Source organism: Xanthomonas translucens pv. undulosa (assembly GCF_017301775.1).
Taxonomy (GTDB): domain Bacteria; phylum Pseudomonadota; class Gammaproteobacteria; order Xanthomonadales; family Xanthomonadaceae; genus Xanthomonas_A; species Xanthomonas_A translucens.
In genome coordinates, this window is record NZ_CP063993.1 from 1689454 (window position 1) to 1710165 (window position 20712).

Genomic DNA, 20712 nt, shown 5'->3' on the forward strand with positions numbered 1-20712 from the left:
CGTATCCTGGCAAGCGCGCGCAACGATTTGTGAGGCGTGCTGCCCTATGATCGGTCCATGAGTCCGTCTCGCACCGAATCCCATACCGCGCCGCATGCCTACAGCCAGCGCAGCCGCGACATCGAACCGTTCCACGTGATGGCGCTGCTGGCCCGCGCCAACGAACTGGAACATGCCGGCCACGATGTGATCCACCTGGAGATCGGCGAGCCGGACTTCACCACCGCCGCGCCGATCGTCGCCGCCGGCCAGGCCGCGCTCGCCGCCGGCCACACCCGCTACACCGCCGCACGCGGGCTGCCGGCGCTGCGCGAGGCGCTGGCCGGGTTCTACCGGCAGCGCTACGACGTGGATCTGGACCCGGCGCGGATCATGATCACCCCCGGCGGCTCCGGCGCGCTGCTGCTGGCCAGCGCGCTGCTGGTGGATCCGGGCAAGCGCTGGCTGCTGGCCGACCCCGGCTATCCGTGCAACCGGCATTTCCTGCGCCTGGTCGAAGGCGCCGCGCAGCTGGTGCCGGTCGGCCCGGACAGCCGCTACCAGCTGACCCCGGCCTTGCTCGACGCGCACTGGAACGCCGACAGCGTCGGCGCGCTGGTCGCCTCGCCGGCGAACCCGACCGGCACCCTGCTGGACCGCACCGAACTGGCCGCGCTGGCGCGGGCGCTGCAAGCGCATGGCGGCCACCTGGTGGTCGACGAGATCTACCACGGCCTCAGCTACGGCATCGACGCGCCCAGCGTGCTTGAGGTCGACGACAGCGCCTACGTGCTCAACAGCTTCTCCAAATACTTCGGCATGACCGGCTGGCGCCTGGGCTGGCTGGTGGCACCACGCGCGGCAGTGCCGTCGCTGGAGAAGCTGGCGCAGAACCTATACATCAGCGCCTCCAGCATCGCCCAGCATGCGGCGCTAGCCTGTTTCCTGCCGGACACCCTGCAAATCCTGGAAGCGCGCCGCGCCGAATTCGGCCAGCGCCGCGATTACCTGCTGCCGGCGCTGCGCGCGCTCGGCTTGCGCATCGACGTCGAACCGCAGGGCGCGTTCTACCTGTACGCCGACGTGAGCGCCTTCACCGACGACGCGCAGGCGTTCTGCGCGCATTTCCTGGAAACCGAGCACGTGGCGTTCACCCCGGGCGTGGACTTCGGCCAGCACCGCGCGCGCCAGCATGTGCGCATCGCCTATACGCAGAGCCTGCCGCGGTTGCAGGAAGCGGTGGCGCGGATCGCGCGCGGGCTGGCGCGTTGGGATCGCCACGCTGAACCGTAAGCGCCTTCAGGCACTGTCGATCGCAATGATCTTGCAGACCGAAACCAAGTCCAAGATCGCCAGCGGCCACATCGCGTAGACAACGCCCTCATGGCTGTGCCTGTGGCTTTTGATTGTCTTCGCCTTAAAGCGAGCCGAGCACCGCAGGCGCAAGCGGCCGAAGAGGCGCCCTTGTTTGAGCGAAGCGCGTTTGGGCGCCGTCCCGAAAAGGGGATAAATGAACCTGTCCCACTGAAACGGACACCAGGAAGCGATACTTTCACCGCAACCTGGAGGTTTCCATGCAACGCATTACCCGTCGTCGCTACACGGACGATTTCAAGGCCCAGGCGACCGCCTTGGCAGAGTCGGTTGGTCGCGCCAAGGCGGCCCGTCAGTTGGACATGTCGGTCAAGACGTTGGGCAATTGGGTGGACGCTGCGCGTGCCGGCCGCCCGTGCAGTTCTCCCAGCCGCAAGCCGGTGAGTGAGATGGAGAGCGAGCTGGCTCAGCTACGGGCCGAGAACGCCACGCTCAAAATGGAGCGCGAAATCCTAAAAAAAGCGACGGCGTTCTTCGCCAGGGAGTCCAAGTGAGGTACGCCTTCGTCGCGCGTGAACGGACTCACTATCCGATCCGGATGTTGTGCCGCGTGCTGGCGGTGTCGGTCTCCGGCTTCCATGGGTACCTGCACCGCCGCGATCGCCCGGACCCGGAGGCGGCTCTGCGCGCCGACCTGCGCACGCTCCACGCCGGCAGCCGTGGCACCTACGGGCGCCCGCGCATGGTCCGTGCGCTGCGCGCATGCGCGCACGCCGTGGGCCACAAGCGCGTGGCCCGGCTGATGCGGGAGGAGGGGCTGCGTGGCAAGACCAAGGGGCGCTTCACGCCGCGCACGACGGACAGTCGGCATGGCCGGCCGGTGGCCGAAAACCGTCTGGATCGTCAGTTCGCTGTGGACAGCACGGTGCCGGCCTGGGCCGGTGACATCACCTACGTCCCGACCCGCGAGGGCTGGTTGTATCTGGCCACCGTGCTCGATCTGCGGACTCGGCAGGTGCTCGGCTACAGCCTGTCCGAGCGGATGCCCGACGATCTGGTACGGCAAGCGTTCCTCAATGCCTGGTCGGCCTCGCCGGTCGGTGCCGGCGTGCTGTTCCACTCCGACCGCGGCAGCCAGTACGCAAGCGGCGACTTCGGCAAGACGCTGGCCGCGCACGGCTTCGTGCCGAGCATGAGCCGCAAGGGCAACTGCTGGGACAACGCCGTCGCCGAGAGCTTCTTCGCCACGCTCAAGAACGAAGAGGCCACCGGCGTCTACGAGACCCGGGCCGCTGCCCACGCCGCCATCGCCAGCTACATCCATGGCTTCTACAATCCCACGCGCTTGCACTCGGCGCTTGGATACCTGTCCCCCAACGACTATGCCAAGACACTGAAGCAAGCCGCTTAACCCCCTGCTTCTTGGCGTCCGTTCTCAGGGGGCAGGTTCAAAATGCCGCTTGCGCCGAGGAGCGCAGGGAACCGATGCGGCTTTATCGCATCGGCTCGCGTCGGCAACAGCGGTTTTGGTTACTTTTGCCAAGACAAAAGTAACTCGCGCCAAGGGCGCGAAAGCCGTTGCCGTTGCTCCGGCCCTGGAGTTGCCTCGCCTTGCCAGAACTGCAAACGCCCGCAGCGGGGCGGCTGCATCGCTGCAGCCATCCGCTACCGAGCCTTCAATCCTTCAACCGCTCCCACAGGAACCCGTACTCCAGCGCCTGTGCGTGCGCGGCCTGCGCGTTGTTGGCCGCGCCGCCGTGGCCGCCTTCGGTGTTCTCGTAGTAGGTCACGTCCTTGCCGGCGTCGATCATCTTCGCCGCCATCTTGCGCGCATGGCCCGGGTGCACCCGGTCGTCGCGGGTGGAGGTCATGAAGATCACCGGCGGGTAGGCCTTCTTCGGGTCGAACAGGTGGTACGGGGAGAAGGTCCGGATGTAGGTCCAGTCGTCGGTATCAGGGTTGCCGAACTCGTCCATCCACGAGGCGCCGGCCAGCAGGTGGCTGTAGCGCTTCATGTCCAGCAGCGGAGCCTGCACCACCACTGCACCGAACAGTTGCGGGTACTGCACCAGCATGTTGCCGGCCATCAGCCCGCCGTTGCTGCCGCCCTGCACGCCCAGGTGCCTGGCCGAGGTGATCTTGCGCGCGGCCAGGTCCTGCGCCACCGCGGCCATGTCCTCGTAGGCCTTGTGCCGGTTCTGCTTCAGCGCCGCCTGGTGCCAGCGCGGGCCGTACTCGCCGCCGCCGCGGATATTGGCCAGGGCGTACACGCCGCCCTGGTCGAGCCAGCCGCGGCCGAGGCCGCCGGAGTAGAAAGGAGTCACCGAGATCTCGAAGCCGCCGTAGGCGGACAGCAGGGTCGGATGGCTGCCGTCCAGCTTGAGTTGCTTCGGCCGCACCAGGAAGTACGGCACCTTGGTGCCGTCCTTGGATACGGCGAAGTGCTGCTCGATCGCGTCCTTGGACGCATCGAAGAAGCTCGGCATCGCCTTCAGCGTCTCGATGCTCTGCGGGCCGCGCTGCACGTCGGCCAGCATCAGCGTGGTCGGGGTCAGGAAGTCGGTGGAGGTCAGCCAGACCTGGTCGTTCTCGTCGGCATCGACCGCATCCACGCTGGTGCTGCCGAACGCCAGGTCGCCGACCGGGAACGGCGTGCGCGCCCACTCGCCTTCGCCCGGGGTCAGCACCCACAGCCGGCTCTTGACGTTGTCCAGCACGTTCAGCACCAGCTTCGACTTGGTCCACGCGAATTCCTCCAGCGAAGTGCTGTCGGTCGGCGCGAACAGCACCCGGAACGCACGCTTGCCGGCCATGAAGTCGTCGAACTTGGCGGCCAGCAGCGCGCCGGCGGGATAGGTGGTGCCGCCCACGGTCCACGGCTCGCGCAGCTGCAGGGTCAGCCATTCGCGGTGCACGCGCTTGCTGGCCGAGTTGGGCGCGTCGATCTTGCGCAAGCGGCCATCGGCGCCCCGCAGGTACAGCTCGTCGTTGTAGAACGCCAGCGTGCGGCTGACGAAATCGCGCTCGAAGCCGGGCGTGTCGTCGTGCCTCGCGGAGATGTACATGTCTTCCGGCTTGCCTTCGTAGACCAGGCGCGCGCTCTGCAGCGGGGTGCCGCGCTTCCACTGCTTGACCACGCGCGGATAGCCCGAACTGGTCATCGAACCGGCGCCGAAATCGGTGTAGAGGTAGACGCTATCTGCATCGATCCAGCTCAGGCCGCCCTTGGCCTCGGGACGGAAGAAGCCGTCCTTCACCCATTGCTTGGAACCCAGGTCGAACTCGCGGGTGACGTCGGCGTCGGCGCCGCCGCGCGACAGCGTAATCAGACAGCGGCGGTAGTCCGGGCGCAGGCAGTCGGCGCCGTGCCACACCCAGTTCTCGCCCTCGGCATTGTTCAGCGCGTCCAGGTCCAGCACCGTCTCCCACTTCGGCTCGGGCTTGCGGTATTCGTCCAGGGTGGTGCGCCGCCACAGGCCGCGCTCGTGCGTGCGGTCCTTCCACAGGTTGTAGTAGTACGGGCCGATCTTCTGCACCGTCGGAATCTTCGCGTCCGAGTCCAGCACTTCGCGGATGCCGGCTTCGCGCGCCTGGAAGCCCGGTCGCGCGCTCAGCCGCGCCTCGGTCTTGGCGTTCTGCGCCTTGACCCAGTCCAGCGGCTTGGTGCCGGTGAGGTTTTCGAGCCAGGCGTAGGGGTCTTTGGGCATCGCGGTTTCCTTCGCCGCGGCGGTGCCGGAGACGATCAGTCCGGCGAGCAGGCAGGCATGGGCAAGAGAGGGCATGGGTCGGGTCCGGGGGGAGAAACAGCCCGGAACCGTAGCATGCAGAGCCGCGGCCCTCCCCTGCCGAAGGTCAGGCCGCGCGGGTGAATCGCCACGCCGGCGCGCGCCGTCGGCGCCGCGCCTGCACCCGTGGCCGTCCCCGCGCCAGGATCCGGCGCAACGGCCGCAGCGGCAGCGGAAAGCGGTGCAGCGCCCACCATGCGCTCAGCGGCATACCCAGCAGCCACAACGGCCGCCAGCCCAGCCATTCGCTGGAGCCGCGCGCGGCCGGCCACACCAGGACCAGGGCCAGGCCGGCGAGCAGCGCCTGCCGCACCACGCGGCGCAGAGCGGGTTGCGGCGCGTGGGCGCGGCGGGAGGAACGGGCGATCGGCATGGCGGCGACTCCGGAGCAGGGCTGAGGCGCGCAGCCTGCCGCGCGGCCATCTCAACGGCTGCGACCCACTATTGACATGACTTTCGCCCGATACTGGGTAGCGTATTTCTTCAAGCCCCGGATTCCTGCCCTATGCGCCTGTTTTCCCTGTTCGCCTCCGTGCTGCTGCTCGGCATGGCCGTCCCCCTGCCGGCGGCACGCGCGAAGTCCCCGGAGCAAGAACCCTCGCAGCAGCCACCGATCGACCTACAGCGCTTCATGGGCCGCTGGTACGTGATCGCGCACGTGCCTTATTTCGCCGAACGCGGCCATGTCGCCAGCAGCGACGAGTACACGCTCAAGGAAGACGGCAAGATTGGTGTGCGCTACCAGTACCGCGAAGGCTTCAACGAGCCGCTCAAGGAAGTCACCTCGCGCGCCACGGTCAAGGACGGCACCGGCAACCGCCGCTGGACCACCTGGTTCTTCGCCGTGGTGCCGACCAAGTACCGCATCCTGGAGGTCGCGCCGGACTATTCCTGGGCGCTGATCGACTATCCCGGCCGCGACCTGGCCTGGGTGTTCGCGCGCACGCCGGACATGGATCACAAGCAGTACCGCGAACTGGTCGACAAGCTGGACCGCGACTACGGGATCAATGTAGACAAACTCAAGCGCGTGGCGCAGCACCGCGCCCAGGTCGGCAAGCTCGGTTTCGAAGTGCCGAGCAAGCCCTGAGGCGTGTCGTCGCTTCCCGAACAGGTTGCAGTACCGATCACCTGCCGCTCAGCGCAGCGCCAGCCGGCCCCCGTATGATCGGGCCGGTCCGTTCCCCAGACAGGTGCACCGCGTGGCCAGCGTTCCCTCCGACCTCCTCTGCGCTTCGCCGCCCGCTGCCGCCGCAGACCCCACCCGCGGCCAGGTGTTCGCGCAGCATTGTCCTGCGCGCGCCGTCCTCAGCCACGTGACCAGCCGCTGGGGCGTGCTGGTACTGGTGGCCCTGCGCAAGGGCACGCACCGCTTCGGCGACCTACGCCGCACGCTGGAAGGGGTCAGCGAGAAGATGCTGTCGCAGAGCCTGCAGGCGCTGGAAGCCGACGGCCTGGTGCAGCGCACCGCCTACCCGGTGGTGCCGCCGCACGTGGAATACGCGCTGACCCCGCTGGGCGAGGACGCGGCGCTGCATGTGCAGGCGCTGGTGGACTGGATCGAGACCAATATCGGCGCCATCCTGAGCAACGGCAGCGCACCGCCGGATGCCCTGTAGGAGCGGCTTCAGCCGAGACAGGCATTGCCTATAGCCGATACCGCCTGTCGCGGCTGAAGCCGCTCCTACAACGGCGGCATCACGCCCGATCCCAACGCCTCAGTCGTCGCTGTAATTGCTCAACGCCAGCGACAGCAGCGCCTTGGCCTGTTCGCGCAGCGAACGCGGCTCGACGATCTCCGCATCCGAACCGTAATGCAGCACGTCCATCAGCAGCTCGCGCGAGACGCTGTACGGCACCTTCAGCTCGTAGCGGCCGTCGGCCAGGAAGCGCCCCTGCTGCTTGGAATGCCAGTGCTCGTCGGCGACCCAGCGCGCCGCCTTGGGGCTGAACACGATCGTCGCCCAGCCCTTGGGCGCGCCGGAGAAGATGCCGTAGCTGGCCGCCAGCTGCGAGTCCAGCTCCTCGTCGGCCACGTCCTGCGCCACCTGGTCGAGCAGCCGCGCATGGTTGATGCGGTCCACCGCGAAGCTGCGCACCGCATCGCGACCGTGGTCCCAGGCGTCCAGGTACCAGTTGTCGCGGTAGTGGGTGATGCGCTGCGGCGACACCGTGCGCTTGGTCGATTCGTCGGTGGAGCGTGCGCGGTAGTCGAACGACAGTCGCTTGCGCTCCAGCACCGCCGAGGCGACGGTGCGGAAACTGGCCTCGTCGAGCTTGCGGCCGCGGTGCGGGATCACCCGCACCCGCTCCACCGGCCAGTGGGTGGCCCCGGCCTGCGCCGCCAGCAGGCTCTCGATGCGCTGCTGCAGCGGCGCCAGCACCGAGGACAGCACCCCGCCGCCGGTCCGCGCCAGCAATTGCTGCGAGGCCAGCAGCGCGTGCAGTTCCTCGGAACTGAGCCACAGCCCGGGCAGTTCGAAACGGTCGCTCTCGCCGGACTCGTAGCGGAACCCGGCCTCGCCGTCGCCCTCGACCGGGGCCATCAGCGCATCGCGCAGGAACGCCAGGTCGCGGTAGACGGTGGCGCGGGAGCAGCTCAATTCGTCCTGCAGGCGCGCCACCGTCACCGGGTAGCGGGCGGACTTGAGCAGCCGGTGCAGAGCATTGATGCGTTCGTAGCGGTCCATGGCGCCGATTATGTCTGAGTCCGCGGCGGAAAACGCGCCACGGCCGGGCGTGCGTGCGCTGCTAGCGCGGCGGCGCGCCCGAACCGGCGATGAAGCCGGGGCTTGGCAGCGGCCAGGAGGTCATGTGGATCCGGTATGATGAAATCGTTTCCATTTCGTTAGCCGAAGGCTGCGTCCTCAACCGGAGAGTAAAGCCATGCCCCGCCGCGCCACCGCACTATCCGCGATCACCTTGCTGCTGCTGTACACCTCCGCGGCCTGCGCCGCCGACGTGCCCGCCCCGCCGGCGGAACCGGGCAGTTCACCGTGGAGCGGCTCCGGCGAGCTGGGCTTCGCCTCTTCGCGCGGCAACAGCTCCAACGAAAGCTTCAACGGCCGGCTCAAGGGCCAGTACCTGGACGGCGACTGGATCCACAGCATCGACCTGTTCGCGCTGCGCGCCAGCGCCGAGTACACCAATACCAACGACGACGGCAGCACCGAGCGCGTGCGCCAGACCACCTCCAACCGCTATACCGGCAGCGCCGGCAGCGCGCTGCAGTTGGGCGAACACCGCCAGCTGACCGCCTCGCTGCGCTACGAGCGCGACGATTTCGCCACCTACGACCGGCTGGCCACAATCGGCATCGGCTACGGCACGCGGATCATGGACGGCGACCGCAAAAGCATCGATGTCCAGATCGGTCCCGGCGTGCGCCGCGCCCACGACGTGGACGAGGACCGCACCGAGACCGGCCTGATCGGCCGCGGCCTGGTCGACTTCAAGTACGGCCTGACCACCAACACCGAGCTGGTCAATACCCTGCTGGTGGAGTCCGGTTCGTACAACACCTTCGCGCAGGACGACCTGGGCATCTCGGTCAGCATGAACTCGCGGCTGGCGCTGAAGGCCGGCTGGCAGGCGCGTCACAACAGCGATGTCAGCGATGACAAGAAGAAGACCGATACGCTGACGACGATGAATGTGGTCTACAAGTTCAAGTAGGTCTGGGAATCGGGAACTGCATGCGCGGACCATCCCGCGCGTGCGACGCGGCATTGCAGCCGACCACGGCTTTTGTAGGGCGGCTTCAGCCGCGACGAACGAAGCCATCCTGCTATCCGGCGTCGGACGCAGTCGGGACTGAAGTCCCTCCCACAGTGCATCCAGCCGGCTCGCCGCAAGTCCCTTGTGGGAGCGACTTCAGCCGCGACGCGCGGAGTCGTCCAGTTGCCGGGCTTCGGAAGCGATCGTGACAGATGGACCAAGAAAAGGCTGGGGATTGCAGTGGCCTTGGCAACCTGTCGCGGCTGAAGCCGCTCCTACAGTGCACCCGGCGAGTCGGCCGCTTGCTTCCTGTAGGAGCGGCTTCAGTCGCGACGCGCGGAGTCGTCCAGTTGCCGGGCTTCGGAAGCGATCGTGACAGATGGGCCAAGAAAAGGCCGGTGATTGCAGTGGCCTTGGCAATCTGTCGCGGCTGAAGCCGCTCCTACAGGGTTCACGGCGTGTAGATCTCCGCTGCGCCGGGATCGGGCACACGCGGGTTCGGATCCGCTCAAGCCGGCAGGTGCAGATCCAGTAGCTCGCGCGCACCGGCGCCAAGCAGCGCCTCGGCCACGGCTTGGCCCAGCGCCTCCGGATCATGTGCCGGACGCTGCGCATCGGCGCGCACCAAGCGGCCGTCGGCGACGCCGCCGACCATGCCCTGCAGCAGCAGGTCTTCGCCCTGCCATTGCGCGAATGCAGCCACCGGCACGTGGCAGCTGCCGTGCAGCGCACGGTTCATCGCCCGCTCGGCCTCCACGCAGCGGCGGGTGGACGCGTCGTCGAGCGCGGCGAACAGCCCCCGCGCGGCCGCGTCGTCGCCGCGGCACTCCACCGCGATGGCGCCCTGCGCCGGCGCCGGCAACCACTCCGGCGCCTGCAGGCGTTGGGTGATGCGCGCTTCCAGGCCCAGCCGCTGCAGGCCGGCGCAGGCCAGCACGATGCCGTCGTAGCCGCCGTTGTCGAGCTTGGCCAGGCGCGTGTTGACGTTGCCGCGCAGGTCCAGCAGTTGCAGGTCCGGGCGCCGCGCGCGCAGTTGCGCCTGCCGGCGCAGCGACGAGGTGCCCACGCGTGCGCCCAGCGGCAGCGCCTCCAGCGACGCATAGAGATTGGAGACCAGCGCATCGGCCGGGTCGGCGCGGAGCAGGATCGCCGGCAGCACGAACGGCGGGTCCAGTTCCATCGGCACGTCCTTCAGCGAATGCACCGCGCAATCGGCCTCACCGCGCAGCATCGCCAGCTCCAGCTCCTTCAGGAACAGGCCCTTGCCGCCGATCGCCGCCAGCGAGCGGTCCAGCACCTCGTCGCCGCGGGTGCTCATCGGCACCAGCACCACGTCCAGCTGCGGATGCGCCTGGCGCAGGCGGGCGGCGACGTGTTCGCTCTGCCACAGGGCGAGCGGACTCTTGCGGGTAGCGATGCGCAGGATCTTCATCCGTCCATTATCGCGGAAAGTGCCATCACCGGCCGCTGGCGCAGAGGCCGACCACGCTTGCTGACAAGCGCCGCCCTGGCACAGGCGGCACGCCCGGTCAACGCAAATCGCAACGCCGGACGGCTCCCCATCCCGCGTCCCCAATCGCGGCCTTCAACGATGGCGGATCTCCTGCCGCAGCTGCGCCACGCAGCGCCGGCTCACTTCCAGCGGCTGCTTGGCGTGGCGCAGGACCGCATGCACCTGGCCTTCGCCGAGGCGTCGCAGTTCGACCAGTTCGTGGCGCGCGACCAGGCAGTTGCGGTGGATGCGCACGAAGCGTTCGGCGAATTCCTCTTCCAGCGACTTGAGCGACTCCTCGATCAGGTCCTCGCCGCGCGCATGGTGCACCACCACGTATTTTTCCTCGGCCTGCAGATAGTGGATGTCGTCGACCGGGATCAGCCGCAGGCTGCCGCGCAGGCGCGCGCACAGGTGGCTGCGGCGTTGCTGCGACGGGAGCGCCGCGGCGCTGCTGCGCCCGGCCATGAAGGTGCGCGCGCGCTCCAGCGCCGCCGCCAGCCGCTCGGCGCGTACCGGTTTCATCAGGTAGTCGATCGCCGCGGCCTCGAACGCGGACAGCGCGTGCGCGTCGTAGGCGGTGCAGAACACCACCGCCGGACGCGGCTCGAAACTGGCCAGGTGGCGCGCCGTCTCCAGGCCATCGATGCCAGGCATGGCGATGTCCAGCAACACCAGATCCGGGTGCAGATCGGCGCAGGCGCGCAGCGCCTCCAGGCCATTGCCGGCCTCGGCCAGCACCTCGACGCCGGGGTGTTCGGCCAGCAGCGCACGCAGTCGCTCGCGCGCCAGGGGTTCGTCGTCGGCGATCACCACCTTCACGTACGTCACCTCAGTGGGCTGGAGCGCGGTCTCGCCGCATAGTAGCCCCGCTGCCGGCGGGCCGTCATCCGCGCCGCACTGGCTGTCGCCGCGGGGCGCGCCCACCCGGCGATGCGCTTCGCCGCGGCTCAGCCGGCGGCGAAGCGCGCGCTCATCCAGTCGCGCAGATCGGCGATCTCCTCGGCGCAGACCTGGTGCGCCATTGGATAGCGCTGCCACTGCAGCGGCATGCCCAGCGCCTGCAGCGCCTGCGCGGTCTGCTCGGCATAGGCGTGCGGGATCACCGGATCGCCCTGCCCATGGGCCATGAACAGCGGCTGCGACAGCGCCGCCGGCGCATGCCAGCGGGCCACGTCGGCCACCTCCGGCAGGTAGGTGGACAGGGCGATCAAGCCGGCCAACGGCCGTTCGCGGCGCAGCCCCGTCGCCAGCGTGATCGCCCCGCCCTGCGAGAACCCGGCCAGCAGCAGGTGCTCGGCTGGCACGCCGCGCACATGTTCGCGCGCGATCAATGCCTCGACCTGGGCGACCGAGGCGGCGACGCCGGCGCTGTCGGCGCGGTTGGAGAAATCCGGGCTGACGATGTCGTACCAGGCGCGCATGCGCACGCCGTTGTTGATCGTCACCGCGCGCACAGGCGCATGCGGAAACACGAAGCGCAAGGCCGGCCAGTCCGGCCGCAGCAACTCCGGCACCAGCGGTGCGAAATCGTGGCCGTCGGCACCGAGTCCGTGCAACCACAGCACGGTCCACGCCGGCGAAGCGGCGGTTTCGTGTTCCACAGTTTCCAGCATGCGCGCAGTCCCCATCGAGATGGGGCGCATTATGCCTGCCGCGTCAGCCGGTGACGCGGCGCGCGGCGGCGGCGCGGCGCAATTCGCCCGCGCGCAGCAGCACGGCCGGCGGCTGCTGCTCTTCGGGGATGGACAGGATCCGCAGCTGGCGCAGCCACAGCCCGGCCGCACGCGAGGAACTCAGCGCCACCACCGGAATCGCCAGCGCCATGCCGATCACCACCGGCGCCATCCACGTCGCCAGCGACGGCGATACGACGTAGGCCATGCCTCCCATCAACAAGCCGAACGCGCTGAGTCCGCCGTAGCTGCGCGCCAACACCAGCCACGACAGGCGGCCATCGTCGCGCTGCTGCGCGTCCCAGCCCGAGTCCTTGCCGGCCAGCACTTCGGCCACGCCGCGCGACTGCACGTACATCACCACCGGCGCCATCAGCGCCGCCAGCACGGTTTCCAGCAGCATGCTCAGCAGCGCGCGCAGCGCACCGCCGCAGCCGCGCCGCTCCTGCGGCTTGAGCAGCATCGCGAAGTAACCCAGCACCTTCGGCGCCAGCAGCACGAACATGGTGACCGCGAACACCCAGAACACCCGGGTCGAATCCTGCTGGTGCCAGTAGCGCGCCGGCGAGAACGGGGACACCACCTTGGCGACCAGGTCGAAGCCGTCGCTCTGCAGCGGGATCGCGATGCCGATCAGCATCAGCAAGCCCCACATCGGCGCGGTGAAGTAATGGCCGATGCCGATCATCATGTGCATGCGGCTGATCCAGTGCAGGCCGCGCGCGAAGACCACCTTGGAGTGCTGCAGGTTGCCCTGGCACCAGCGGCGGTCGCGCACCAGCAGGTCGGTCAGCGTCGGCGGGCCTTCCTCGTAGCTGCCCTGCAGGTACGGCACCATGTGCGTGGCCCAGCCGCCGCGGCGCATCAGCGCGGCCTCGACGAAATCGTGGCTGAGCACATGGCCGCCGAACGGCTTGCGCCCCGGCAGCGCCGGCAGGCCGGCTTGTTCGGCGAAGGCCTGGGTGCGGATCACCGCGTTGTGGCCCCAATAGTTGCTCTCCGCGCCGTGCCACCAGGCCACGCCGTAGGCGATCACCGGGCCGTAGACGCGGCCGCCGAACTGCTGCATGCGCGCGAACACACTGTTGCCGTTGACCACTTCCGGCAGGGTCTGGATCAGGCCGACATCGGGATTGGCCTCCATCCCGGCAACCAGGCGCACGATGGTGTCGCCGGTCATCAGGCTGTCGGCGTCCAGGATCAGCATCTGCGGATAGGCGCCGCCGAACCGGCGCACCCAGCCGGCGATGTTGCCGGCCTTGCGCTCGGCGTTGTCGGCGCGGCGCCGGTAGTAGATGCGGCCCTGGCCGCCGGTGCGTTCGACCAGGTCGGCGTAGACCTGCTCTTCCTCGGCGCCGACCGCGGCGCGGGTGGTGTCGCTGAGGATGAAGAAGTCGAAGTGCGCGATCTGCCCGGTGGCCTCGACCGATTCATAGATCGCCTGCAATCCGGCCATCAGCCGGTGCGGATCCTCGTTGTAGGTGGGCATCAGCAACGCGGTGCGGCTGCGCACGCTCGGCAGCGGCGCGTCCGGGTCGATGCCGAGCTTGCGACCGCCGCCGAACACCAGGGTCACGAATCCGGCCAGCGCGCTGACGAACGAGAACGCGATCCACGCGAACAGGGGGATGAACAAGGCCATCAGGCAGCCTTCGAGCACGCTGACCCCGCCGATCAGCAACACCTTGCCGATCAGCACACTGGCGTAGGCGGTCATCAGCGCAGTGCTGCCGAACACGTACAGCCGCCGCCAGAACATGCCGGGCGGCGTGGTGGGCAGGCGCTTGTTGCGCAGTTTGCCCTGGCGCAGCGATTGCACCGGCATCGGCAACGGCGCCTCCGGCGGCAGCACCGCATGGCCGGCATCGAGGACAGGGGCATCGGGCAGGGGCGATGTGGGGGCCACCATGCTCATGCCTTCCGCCAGCCTCGTCGGACGGCGTCGCCACGCGGCGATGCATGCGCGGACGCGCGCGGCGCGACGAACCCTGGCGCCACTACCGGCGCTGTCTTGCTGTGATTGCCACTGGTACCCACGTTCTCTCCTGTCGGGCGGGCAAAATACCGCCGCCACTGTAAACCTCGAATAGTAAGCTTTCGCGAAGACGGCCAAGCATGCGCCGCCCTGGGCGCAGGCAGGTCCGTTCAGCCATCCGCCAATGCAGCGGCGTGCGCACGCCAATCGCTGCAGGCACTGGCGCTGCAGGCAGCGACCAGCGCATGCAGCTGTGGCGTTACATCAGCGGCAAGGCGCCATGCGCTGCCGCGCGATCGCAAGCGAAGACAGCGCGCAGCCCCGATCCGATCGGTTGCCACGCCGACGCCGCGCCACTGTTGCAGTGACCAGAATGCTGGCATGCAGTGGCGCACGCGGCGCGCTGGCAAGGCGCATGGCGCATGGCGCAGCGACCCGGGGATCGGCGCCGTTGCAGCGCGCGGCACGCTGCTGCGCGGCTCAGGCCGGCGCCGGCAGCGCGGCGCTGTCGCCGGCCTCGCCCGGCGGCGCTTCGGCGACGTACGGGAATGCCAGGGTGATGGTGGTGCCGCACCCCAGCTCGGAATCCACATCAACGAAGCCGCCGGCCTGGCGCACCAGGCCGTAGACCTGGGCCAGGCCCAGGCCGGTGCCCTTGCCTTCGGGCTTGGTGGTGAAATAGGCCTCGAACAGCCGCGACTTGGTGTCCTCGGACATGCCCTCACCATGATCGCTGACCGCCAGGGTCACGTAGCGGCCCGGCTGGCGCATCGCCGCGGCCTGCTTTGGCGGCACCTGCAGGCTACCGCAGCGGATCGACACCACGTCGCCGGGCTGGCACGCGTCGCGCGCGTTCAAGGCCAGGTTCAATACCGCCTGCTCCACCGAACTGCGGTCGGCATAGGTGGTGGCGCCGCCGGCCGCGGTCGCCAGCTGCAGGTTCATGTCCCCGCCCAGGGCCTGCGCCAGCAGCGGCTGTATCTGCGCGACCACCTCGCACAGGTCCAGCCACTGCGGCTTGACCGGGTGGGCGCGGGCGAAGCCGAGCAGGCGCCGGGTCATCCGCGCGCCGTGCTGCAAGGCGTCGCCGGCGATGCCGAGCAGCTTGCGCTGGTCCGGCTGCAGCCGCTGCGGATGTTCGGCCACCATACTCACCGAGGTCATCGCGGTCTGCAGCATGTTGTTGAAATCGTGGACGATGCCGGCCAGCATCTGCCCGATCGCCTCGCCCTTCTGCGCCTGGGTCATGGCCCGCTCGGCGACGCGCTGCGCGGCCAGGGCGATATCCAGCTGCCCGCGCAGCTCGATGTGCTCGGCCTGCAACCGCTGCCCCAGGTTCTCGCTGACGACCTGTACCGCGGCGCCGACGCCGGCCTGCGGCAGATCGCCCAAGGTGCGCAGGGCCTCCTCGATCTGGCGATGCTGGGTGACGTCGCGGCTGATCACCAGCACGCGTTCCACTTCGGCGTTGGCGTTGGTCAGCGGACTGGCCTGCACCTGCCACCAGCGCGGGCGGCCGTCGAAGGTCTCGCGCTGCGCCCAGAATTCGTATTGCTCGTTGCGCAAGGCGGCGGCGAACGCCGTTTCCACGATCTGCCGCATCTCCTCCGGCCACAGCTCCAGCCACGCGCGGCCGACGACATGCCTGGGCTCGGTCGCGCCGAGCAGGCTCAGGCCGCGGGTGTTGATCGAACGCACAACACCGTCGCGGCCGATCTCCTTGATGCAGTCGTGCGAGAGTTCGACGATCTGGCGATAGCGAACGTGGGGGGGCAAGCTGCGTCTCATGATGGGTGGTTCAGCATATCGGTATCACTGCAGCGTCACCAGCGCTTCACCGGCGAATCGTGAAGCTGCAGGCATTGAAGACGAGGTGGCATCGCACTATGCGCGGGACTTGTGCCATCACTACTTGTGCCCTCACTACGATCCTGTTGGTGGAGGACGATCAAACGATTCGGGAATTGGCGGCGATGATGCTGGATGGCGATGGCTATCGGGTGCTGTCCGCCGGCACTGCGAACGAGGCACTCGCGCTGCTGGAGCGGCATCACGACGTGGACCTGATCTTCAGCGACGTGCAGATGCCCGGTTGCGACGGCATGACCATGGTCCGCGAACTGCGCCGCCGCCTGGTCACGATCCCCGCCTTGCTCACCTCTGGCATGAAGAACCCCGACACCGCGACGCTGCCGGCGCATACCGGCTTCCTGTCCAAACCCTACAGCCATGCCGGCCTGCTGGCGGCGCTGCAACGGCTGCAGCCGGCGCATTAGCGCACGCTGCCGGCACACACCGCCACCAACTCAGCCGAACACCAATTTTCCATACTGCGCCGAACGGATCGCCGCCAGACGCTCGGCGACGAAGTGCTCGCCTGCGCGGACATCGCCGAAGTACACGCCGTCGAAGGCGTGCCGGCTGAGCACGGCGCCATCGCCGTCCGAGATCCGGATCTGCGGCACCAGCACCCCGTCCGGCGCCGCGGCGAGCACCGCGTCCAGCACGAAGCCGTCCAGCTCGCGTCGCATCCGTTGTGGCGATGTGTCCATGCCGGCATTGCAGCACAGGCCCGATGAAGACAACACAACCCGCGGATTCACGCCGACCGTGGCAGGCGACGGCGACATCGGAAATGAAGCTAAACGGTTCATCGGTGCGATCGCGTCTCGCCACTTGGAATGCGGCGAAATCACTATGCGATAACCCCGAGGGCGCAATGTAGACAACGCGCCACTTCACGTTGCTTTTATCGTTCCGTTCGTACATTACTTGACAGGCGTTGACCCGGCCGTTCAGTCCCCTCTGTTTCGTCTCCGGTTTTTGGCTCTCGCGTCGCGCGCCGCGCATGGACGCGCGGCAGCAGTCGCTTTGCCGTGTGTCCCGTGCCCCGTCCCCCCCTCCCCGACGGAACCGCCATGTCGCCCCCAACGCTCGCCGATCTGCCCGATAGACAACGCGATACCCATCCGGTCCTGCGCGCCCCGCGGCGGCGCCACCGCGATGCGCGAGGACGCTTCATCCGCCCTGCCGAAGTCACCGTCAAGCTGCAGCTGGCGCCGCGCCGCGCCAGCCTGTTCGTGACCTCGGAGATGGCAGATTTCATCAAGGCCGGCGGCCTGGGCGACGTGGCCGCGGCATTGCCACGCGCGCTGCGCGGCAGCTGCGACATCCGCGTGCTGATCCCCGGTTACCCGGCGGTGCTGCGCAAGACCGGGCCGCTGGAGATCGTCGGCCAGATCGCTGCCCACGCCGGCCTGCCGGCCTGCACGCTGGGCCGCGCAGACCGCCCCGACGGCCTGTGCGTGTACGTGCTGCTGTGCCCGCAGCTGTTCGAGCGCCAGGGTTCGCCGTACGTGACCAGCGAAGGCTGCGACTGGGAAGACAACGCGCTGCGCTTCGCCACGCTGTCGCACGCCGCCGCGCAGATCGCCGGCAGCCGCGCCGGGCTGGACTGGACTCCTGACCTGCTGCACCTCAACGACTGGCCGTGCGCGCTGGCCGCCGCTTACGTGCGCTGGTCCGGCGGGCGCACGCCATGCCTGCTGACCATCCACAACCTGGCCTACCAGGGCCTGTTCCCGTACGCGATGGCCAGCGCGCTGGGCATGCCCGACACCGGCCTGCAGGACCTGGAGTTCTACGGGCAGATGTCGTTCCTGCGCGCCGGCATCGTCCACGCCGACCACATCAACACGGTCAGCGTCAGCTACGCCGCGCAGATCACCGGACCGGCGCAGGGCTGCGGCCTGGATACGCTGCTGGCCCGGCATGCCGCCAGCGGCCGCCTCAGCGGCATCGTCAACGGTATCGACCCCAGCTGGGACCCGCGTACCGACGATCACCTGCACACCCATTTCGGCATCGACCAGGTCCAGGGCAAGCGCGACAACGCCGCCCAGGTGCGCCGCGCGTTCGGCCTGATCGACAGCGACGGCCCGCTGTTCGCGGTGGTGTCGCGGCTGGTGCACCAGAAAGGCCTGGACATGGTCTGCGAAGTGGCGCCGCAGATCGTCGCCGCCGGCGGCCAGATCGTGCTGATCGGCGGCGGCGAGCCCCAGATCGAGCAGGCGGTGGCGGCGCTGGCGCGGCGCTTCCCCGGCCATGTCGGCGCCCACATCGGCTTCGAGGAGCGGCTGGCGCGGCGCATGTTCGCCGGCTCGGATTTCCTGCTGATGCCCTCGCGCTTCGAACCGTGCGGGCTGAGCCAGATGTACGCGCAGCGCTTCGGCAGCCTGCCGATCGCGCACGCCACCGGCGGCCTGATCGATACCGTGGACGACGGCGTCACCGGCTTCCTGTTCGAAGAGCCGTCCGCCGATGGCCTGCGCCGCTGCCTGCAGCGGGTGTTCCGCACCTTCCGCCTGCCCGGCCTGCTGCAGGCGATGCGCCGCGCGGCAATGCTGCGGCCCAGCGGCTGGGACCTGGCCGGGCGCAAGTACATGGCCCTGTACGACCGCACTGCCCCGCTGTCGCCGGCGGTGGCATGAGCGAACGGGAACGGGCGCCGGACGCGATCCCGGTGTGGGACGCGCCGCTGGAAGCGGCGAACGACGAGCGCGAACGCCTCGCACTGCAGGCACTGGCCCGCGGCGACGCCGTGGACGCGTTCGCCTGGCTGGGTCCGCACGCCGCCGCCGACGGCATGCTCCGGGTCCGCGCGCTGGTGCCGGGCGCCGACGCGCTGGGCCTGCTCGACGGCACCGGCAAACTGGTGGCGCGGATGCGCGCGCACCCGGAGGCCGAGGGCCTGTTCGAAGGCGAACTGAAGACCGCGATGGACTACCGGCTGCGCATCGTGTGGCCGGACGCCGTGCAGGAAATCGACGATCCCTACGCATTCGGCCCGGTGCTGGACGAGGCCTGGCTGCAGGGCATGGCCGAAGGCGACGGCGCCGCGCTGCGCACCGCGCTGGGCGCGCACCACAGCCGCGTCGGCACGGTCGATGGGGTGCGCTTCGCGGTGTGGGCGCCGCATGCGCGGCGGGTCGCGCTGGTCGGCGATTTCAACGGCTGGGACGGCCGCCGCCATCCGCTGCGCCTGCATCGCCAGGCCGGCGTCTGGGAACTGTTCTTGCCCGGGCTGCGCGGCGGCGAGCACTACCAGTACGAGATCCTCGATGCCGACGGCACGCCGCTGCCGCGCAAGGCCGATCCGGTCGCCCGCCACAGCACGTGCGCGCCCGACACCGCCTCGGTGGTGCCCGGTGCCAGCGACTTCGTCTGGCACGACACGGCCTGGCTGGCGCAGCGCGAAGCGCGCGCCGGCGCCGCGCAGCCGATGAGCATCTACGAAGTGCATGCCGGCTCCTGGCGCCACGACGCGCACGGCCAGCCGCTGCAGTGGGATGCGCTGGCCGCGCACCTGATCCCGTACGTGCGCGAGATGGGCTTCACCCATCTCGAACTGCTGCCGATCGCCGAATATCCGTTCGGCGGCTCCTGGGGCTACCAGCCGCTGGGCCTGTACGCGCCGACCGCGCGGCATGGCGACGCGGACGGTTTCGCGCGCTTCGTCGATGCCTGCCATCAGGCCGGGATCGGGGTGATCCTGGACTGGGTCGGCGCGCATTTCCCCGACGACGCGCATGGCCTGCAGCGCTTCGACGGCACCGCGCTGTACGAGCACGCCGACCCGCGCGAAGGCGTGCATCGCGAGTGGAACACGCTGATCTACAACTACGGCCGCGCCGAAGTGGTCGCCTACCTGATCGGCAGCGCGCTGGAATGGATCGAGCGCTTCCACGTCGATGGGCTGCGCGTGGATGCGGTGGCGGCGATGCTGTACCGCGACTACGGCCGCAACGAGGGCGAATGGGTACCCAATGCCCAGGGTGGGCGCGAGAACCTGGAGGCGATCGCGTTCCTGCGCCGGCTCAATGCCGAGATCGCGCAGCGCTTCCCCGGGGTGCGGGTGATGGCCGAGGAATCCACCGCCTGGCCGGGCGTGACCGCACCGCTGGAGCAGGGCGGGCTGGGCTTCAGCCACAAGTGGAACATGGGCTGGACGCATGACACGCTGAGCTACATGCGGCGCGACCCCAGCCATCGCCAGCACCACCACAGCGAGATGAGCTTCGGCCTGATGTATGCGTTCTCCGAGCACTTCGTGCTGCCGCTGTCGCACGACGAAGTGGTGCACGGCAAGGGCTCGCTGCTGGCGCAGATGCCCGGCGACAGCTGGCAGCGCTTCGCCAATCTGCGCGCCTACCTGGCCTTCATGTGGGCGCACCCGGGACGCAAGCTGCTGTTCATGGGCGGCGAATTCGGGCAATGGCAGGAATGGGACCACGACCGCGCGCTGGACTGGGTGCAGGCGCAGCGCGCCGAGCACCGCGGCGTGGCGCGGTTGGTCGGCGACCTCAACCGCCAGCTGCGCGCCCAGCCGGCGCTATACCGCAGCGACCGCGCCGCGGACGGCTTCGAATGGAGCGTGGCCGACGACCAGCACAACAGCGTGTTCGCCTTCGTGCGCCACGACCGCGCCGGCGGCGCGCCGCCGCTGCTGGCGGTGAGCAACTTCACCCCGGCCGTGCACCATGGCTACCGCCTCGGCGTGCCGCGCGGCGGGCAGTGGCGCGAACTGCTCAACACCGACAGCGGCCATTACGGCGGTTCCAACCAGGGCAACGGCGGTGTCTTGCGCACCGCCGCGCAAGCGATGCACGGACACGCGCAATCGCTGGCGCTGACCCTGCCGCCGCTGTCCACCCTCTGGTTGCAAGCGGAGTATTGACGTGAACATCGCAACAAGCACAATCCCGACCGACGGCG

18 protein-coding genes are annotated in these 20712 nt (G+C 69.0%); 9 read left to right on the forward strand and 9 right to left on the reverse strand.

Going from position 1 to position 20712, the window contains the following annotated elements; genetic code table 11:
- The first annotated feature begins 57 nt into the window (after positions 1 to 57).
- From ISN38_RS07200 to ISN38_RS07210, 3 genes are all read left to right on the forward strand, one after another.
- Entirely contained in the window at positions 58 to 1272 is a 1215-nt protein-coding gene (locus ISN38_RS07200; RefSeq protein WP_003465899.1) for a pyridoxal phosphate-dependent aminotransferase, read from the forward strand.
- A 281-nt stretch (positions 1273 to 1553) separates the two neighbouring features.
- Positions 1554 to 1847: a transposase gene (locus ISN38_RS07205; RefSeq protein WP_038237253.1), complete on the forward strand. Its 294-nt coding sequence runs from the start codon at positions 1554 to 1556 to the stop codon at positions 1845 to 1847.
- A complete protein-coding gene (locus ISN38_RS07210) occupies positions 1844 to 2704 on the forward strand; it encodes an IS3 family transposase (protein WP_060748765.1) in 861 nt (286 codons plus the stop codon). The genes ISN38_RS07205 and ISN38_RS07210 overlap by 4 nt, the downstream gene beginning before the upstream one ends.
- 265 nt (positions 2705 to 2969) lie before the next feature.
- Here ISN38_RS07210 and ISN38_RS07215 read toward each other — a convergent pair whose 3' ends face one another.
- Positions 2970 to 5075, reverse strand: a complete 2106-nt coding sequence (locus ISN38_RS07215) for a prolyl oligopeptidase family serine peptidase (RefSeq protein ID WP_058358918.1) — start codon at positions 5073 to 5075, stop codon at positions 2970 to 2972.
- A gap of 70 nt (positions 5076 to 5145) precedes the next feature.
- Positions 5146 to 5451, reverse strand: a complete 306-nt coding sequence (locus ISN38_RS07220; RefSeq protein WP_206712123.1) for a hypothetical protein — start codon at positions 5449 to 5451, stop codon at positions 5146 to 5148.
- 132 nt (positions 5452 to 5583) lie between these two features.
- Between ISN38_RS07220 and ISN38_RS07225 the strand changes: the two genes are divergently transcribed.
- Both ISN38_RS07225 and ISN38_RS07230 read left to right on the forward strand, forming a co-directional pair.
- The gene (locus ISN38_RS07225) at positions 5584 to 6168 is read left to right on the forward strand and encodes a lipocalin family protein (protein ID WP_003465914.1); all 585 of its coding nucleotides are present in this window, start codon (positions 5584 to 5586) and stop codon (positions 6166 to 6168) included.
- Between the two features lie 226 nt (positions 6169 to 6394).
- Positions 6395 to 6697 carry a winged helix-turn-helix transcriptional regulator gene (locus ISN38_RS07230; protein ID WP_277820317.1) on the forward strand — a complete coding sequence of 101 codons (303 nt, stop codon included), beginning with the start codon at positions 6395 to 6397 and terminating at the stop codon, positions 6695 to 6697.
- Between the two features lie 99 nt (positions 6698 to 6796).
- Here ISN38_RS07230 and ISN38_RS07235 read toward each other — a convergent pair whose 3' ends face one another.
- Positions 6797 to 7768: a helix-turn-helix transcriptional regulator gene (locus ISN38_RS07235; protein WP_003465930.1), complete on the reverse strand. Its 972-nt coding sequence runs from the start codon at positions 7766 to 7768 to the stop codon at positions 6797 to 6799.
- A 196-nt stretch (positions 7769 to 7964) separates the two neighbouring features.
- Here ISN38_RS07235 and ISN38_RS07240 point away from each other — a divergent pair, with 196 nt between their 5' ends.
- Complete coding sequence (locus tag ISN38_RS07240; RefSeq protein WP_003465932.1) at positions 7965 to 8753, forward strand: DUF481 domain-containing protein; 789 nt, start codon at positions 7965 to 7967, stop codon at positions 8751 to 8753.
- 550 nt (positions 8754 to 9303) lie between these two features.
- On the opposite strand, the gene hemC is transcribed toward ISN38_RS07240, so the two are convergent.
- From hemC to ISN38_RS07265, 5 genes are all read right to left on the reverse strand, one after another.
- The gene (gene hemC / locus ISN38_RS07245) at positions 9304 to 10227 is read right to left on the reverse strand and encodes a hydroxymethylbilane synthase (RefSeq protein WP_003465934.1); all 924 of its coding nucleotides are present in this window, start codon (positions 10225 to 10227) and stop codon (positions 9304 to 9306) included.
- A gap of 153 nt (positions 10228 to 10380) precedes the next feature.
- Positions 10381 to 11109 carry a LytR/AlgR family response regulator transcription factor gene (locus ISN38_RS07250; protein WP_003465936.1) on the reverse strand — a complete coding sequence of 243 codons (729 nt, stop codon included), beginning with the start codon at positions 11107 to 11109 and terminating at the stop codon, positions 10381 to 10383.
- Positions 11110 to 11237: 128 nt separating this feature from the next.
- Entirely contained in the window at positions 11238 to 11903 is a 666-nt protein-coding gene (locus tag ISN38_RS07255) for an alpha/beta hydrolase (protein ID WP_206712124.1), read from the reverse strand.
- A gap of 43 nt (positions 11904 to 11946) precedes the next feature.
- Positions 11947 to 13878 carry a glucans biosynthesis glucosyltransferase MdoH gene (gene mdoH / locus ISN38_RS07260; protein WP_206712125.1) on the reverse strand — a complete coding sequence of 644 codons (1932 nt, stop codon included), beginning with the start codon at positions 13876 to 13878 and terminating at the stop codon, positions 11947 to 11949.
- A gap of 540 nt (positions 13879 to 14418) precedes the next feature.
- Positions 14419 to 15726 (reverse strand): two-component system sensor histidine kinase NtrB, encoded by a 1308-nt coding sequence (locus tag ISN38_RS07265; protein ID WP_206712126.1) that lies wholly within the window; start codon positions 15724 to 15726, stop codon positions 14419 to 14421.
- 185 nt (positions 15727 to 15911) lie between these two features.
- Here ISN38_RS07265 and ISN38_RS07270 point away from each other — a divergent pair, with 185 nt between their 5' ends.
- Positions 15912 to 16214 carry a response regulator gene (locus ISN38_RS07270; protein ID WP_003465940.1) on the forward strand — a complete coding sequence of 101 codons (303 nt, stop codon included), beginning with the start codon at positions 15912 to 15914 and terminating at the stop codon, positions 16212 to 16214.
- 30 nt (positions 16215 to 16244) lie between these two features.
- Here ISN38_RS07270 and ISN38_RS07275 read toward each other — a convergent pair whose 3' ends face one another.
- Positions 16245 to 16490 (reverse strand): hypothetical protein, encoded by a 246-nt coding sequence (locus tag ISN38_RS07275; RefSeq protein WP_038236598.1) that lies wholly within the window; start codon positions 16488 to 16490, stop codon positions 16245 to 16247.
- A 366-nt stretch (positions 16491 to 16856) separates the two neighbouring features.
- Between ISN38_RS07275 and glgA the strand changes: the two genes are divergently transcribed.
- Together glgA and ISN38_RS07285 are read left to right on the forward strand one after the other, a co-directional pair.
- Positions 16857 to 18428 carry a glycogen synthase GlgA gene (gene glgA / locus ISN38_RS07280; RefSeq protein WP_058362472.1) on the forward strand — a complete coding sequence of 524 codons (1572 nt, stop codon included), beginning with the start codon at positions 16857 to 16859 and terminating at the stop codon, positions 18426 to 18428.
- The gene (locus ISN38_RS07285) at positions 18425 to 20674 is read left to right on the forward strand and encodes a 1,4-alpha-glucan branching enzyme (RefSeq protein WP_058361274.1); all 2250 of its coding nucleotides are present in this window, start codon (positions 18425 to 18427) and stop codon (positions 20672 to 20674) included. The genes glgA and ISN38_RS07285 overlap by 4 nt, the downstream gene beginning before the upstream one ends.
- Positions 20675 to 20712 lie beyond the last annotated feature (38 nt).

Excerpts from the sequence above, each read along its gene's own strand:
- ISN38_RS07200 (WP_003465899.1), top strand. The coding sequence starts at position 58 with ATGAGTCCGTCTCGCACCGAATCCCATACCGCGCCGCATGCCTACAGC.
- ISN38_RS07235 (WP_003465930.1), bottom strand. The coding sequence starts at position 7,768 with ATGGACCGCTACGAACGCATCAATGCTCTGCACCGGCTGCTCAAGTCC.
- ISN38_RS07285 (WP_058361274.1), top strand. The coding sequence starts at position 18,425 with ATGAGCGAACGGGAACGGGCGCCGGACGCGATCCCGGTGTGGGACGCG.
- ISN38_RS07220 (WP_206712123.1), bottom strand. The coding sequence starts at position 5,451 with ATGCCGATCGCCCGTTCCTCCCGCCGCGCCCACGCGCCGCAACCCGCT.
- ISN38_RS07215 (WP_058358918.1), bottom strand. The coding sequence starts at position 5,075 with ATGCCCTCTCTTGCCCATGCCTGCCTGCTCGCCGGACTGATCGTCTCC.
- ISN38_RS07255 (WP_206712124.1), bottom strand. The coding sequence starts at position 11,903 with ATGCTGGAAACTGTGGAACACGAAACCGCCGCTTCGCCGGCGTGGACC.
- mdoH (WP_206712125.1), bottom strand. The coding sequence starts at position 13,878 with ATGAGCATGGTGGCCCCCACATCGCCCCTGCCCGATGCCCCTGTCCTC.
- ISN38_RS07270 (WP_003465940.1), top strand. The coding sequence starts at position 15,912 with ATGATGCTGGATGGCGATGGCTATCGGGTGCTGTCCGCCGGCACTGCG.
- ISN38_RS07225 (WP_003465914.1), top strand. The coding sequence starts at position 5,584 with ATGCGCCTGTTTTCCCTGTTCGCCTCCGTGCTGCTGCTCGGCATGGCC.
- ISN38_RS07275 (WP_038236598.1), bottom strand. The coding sequence starts at position 16,490 with ATGGACACATCGCCACAACGGATGCGACGCGAGCTGGACGGCTTCGTG.
- ISN38_RS07205 (WP_038237253.1), top strand. The coding sequence starts at position 1,554 with ATGCAACGCATTACCCGTCGTCGCTACACGGACGATTTCAAGGCCCAG.
- glgA (WP_058362472.1), top strand. The coding sequence starts at position 16,857 with ATGTCGCCCCCAACGCTCGCCGATCTGCCCGATAGACAACGCGATACC.
- ISN38_RS07240 (WP_003465932.1), top strand. The coding sequence starts at position 7,965 with ATGCCCCGCCGCGCCACCGCACTATCCGCGATCACCTTGCTGCTGCTG.
- ISN38_RS07265 (WP_206712126.1), bottom strand. The coding sequence starts at position 15,726 with ATGAGACGCAGCTTGCCCCCCCACGTTCGCTATCGCCAGATCGTCGAA.
- hemC (WP_003465934.1), bottom strand. The coding sequence starts at position 10,227 with ATGAAGATCCTGCGCATCGCTACCCGCAAGAGTCCGCTCGCCCTGTGG.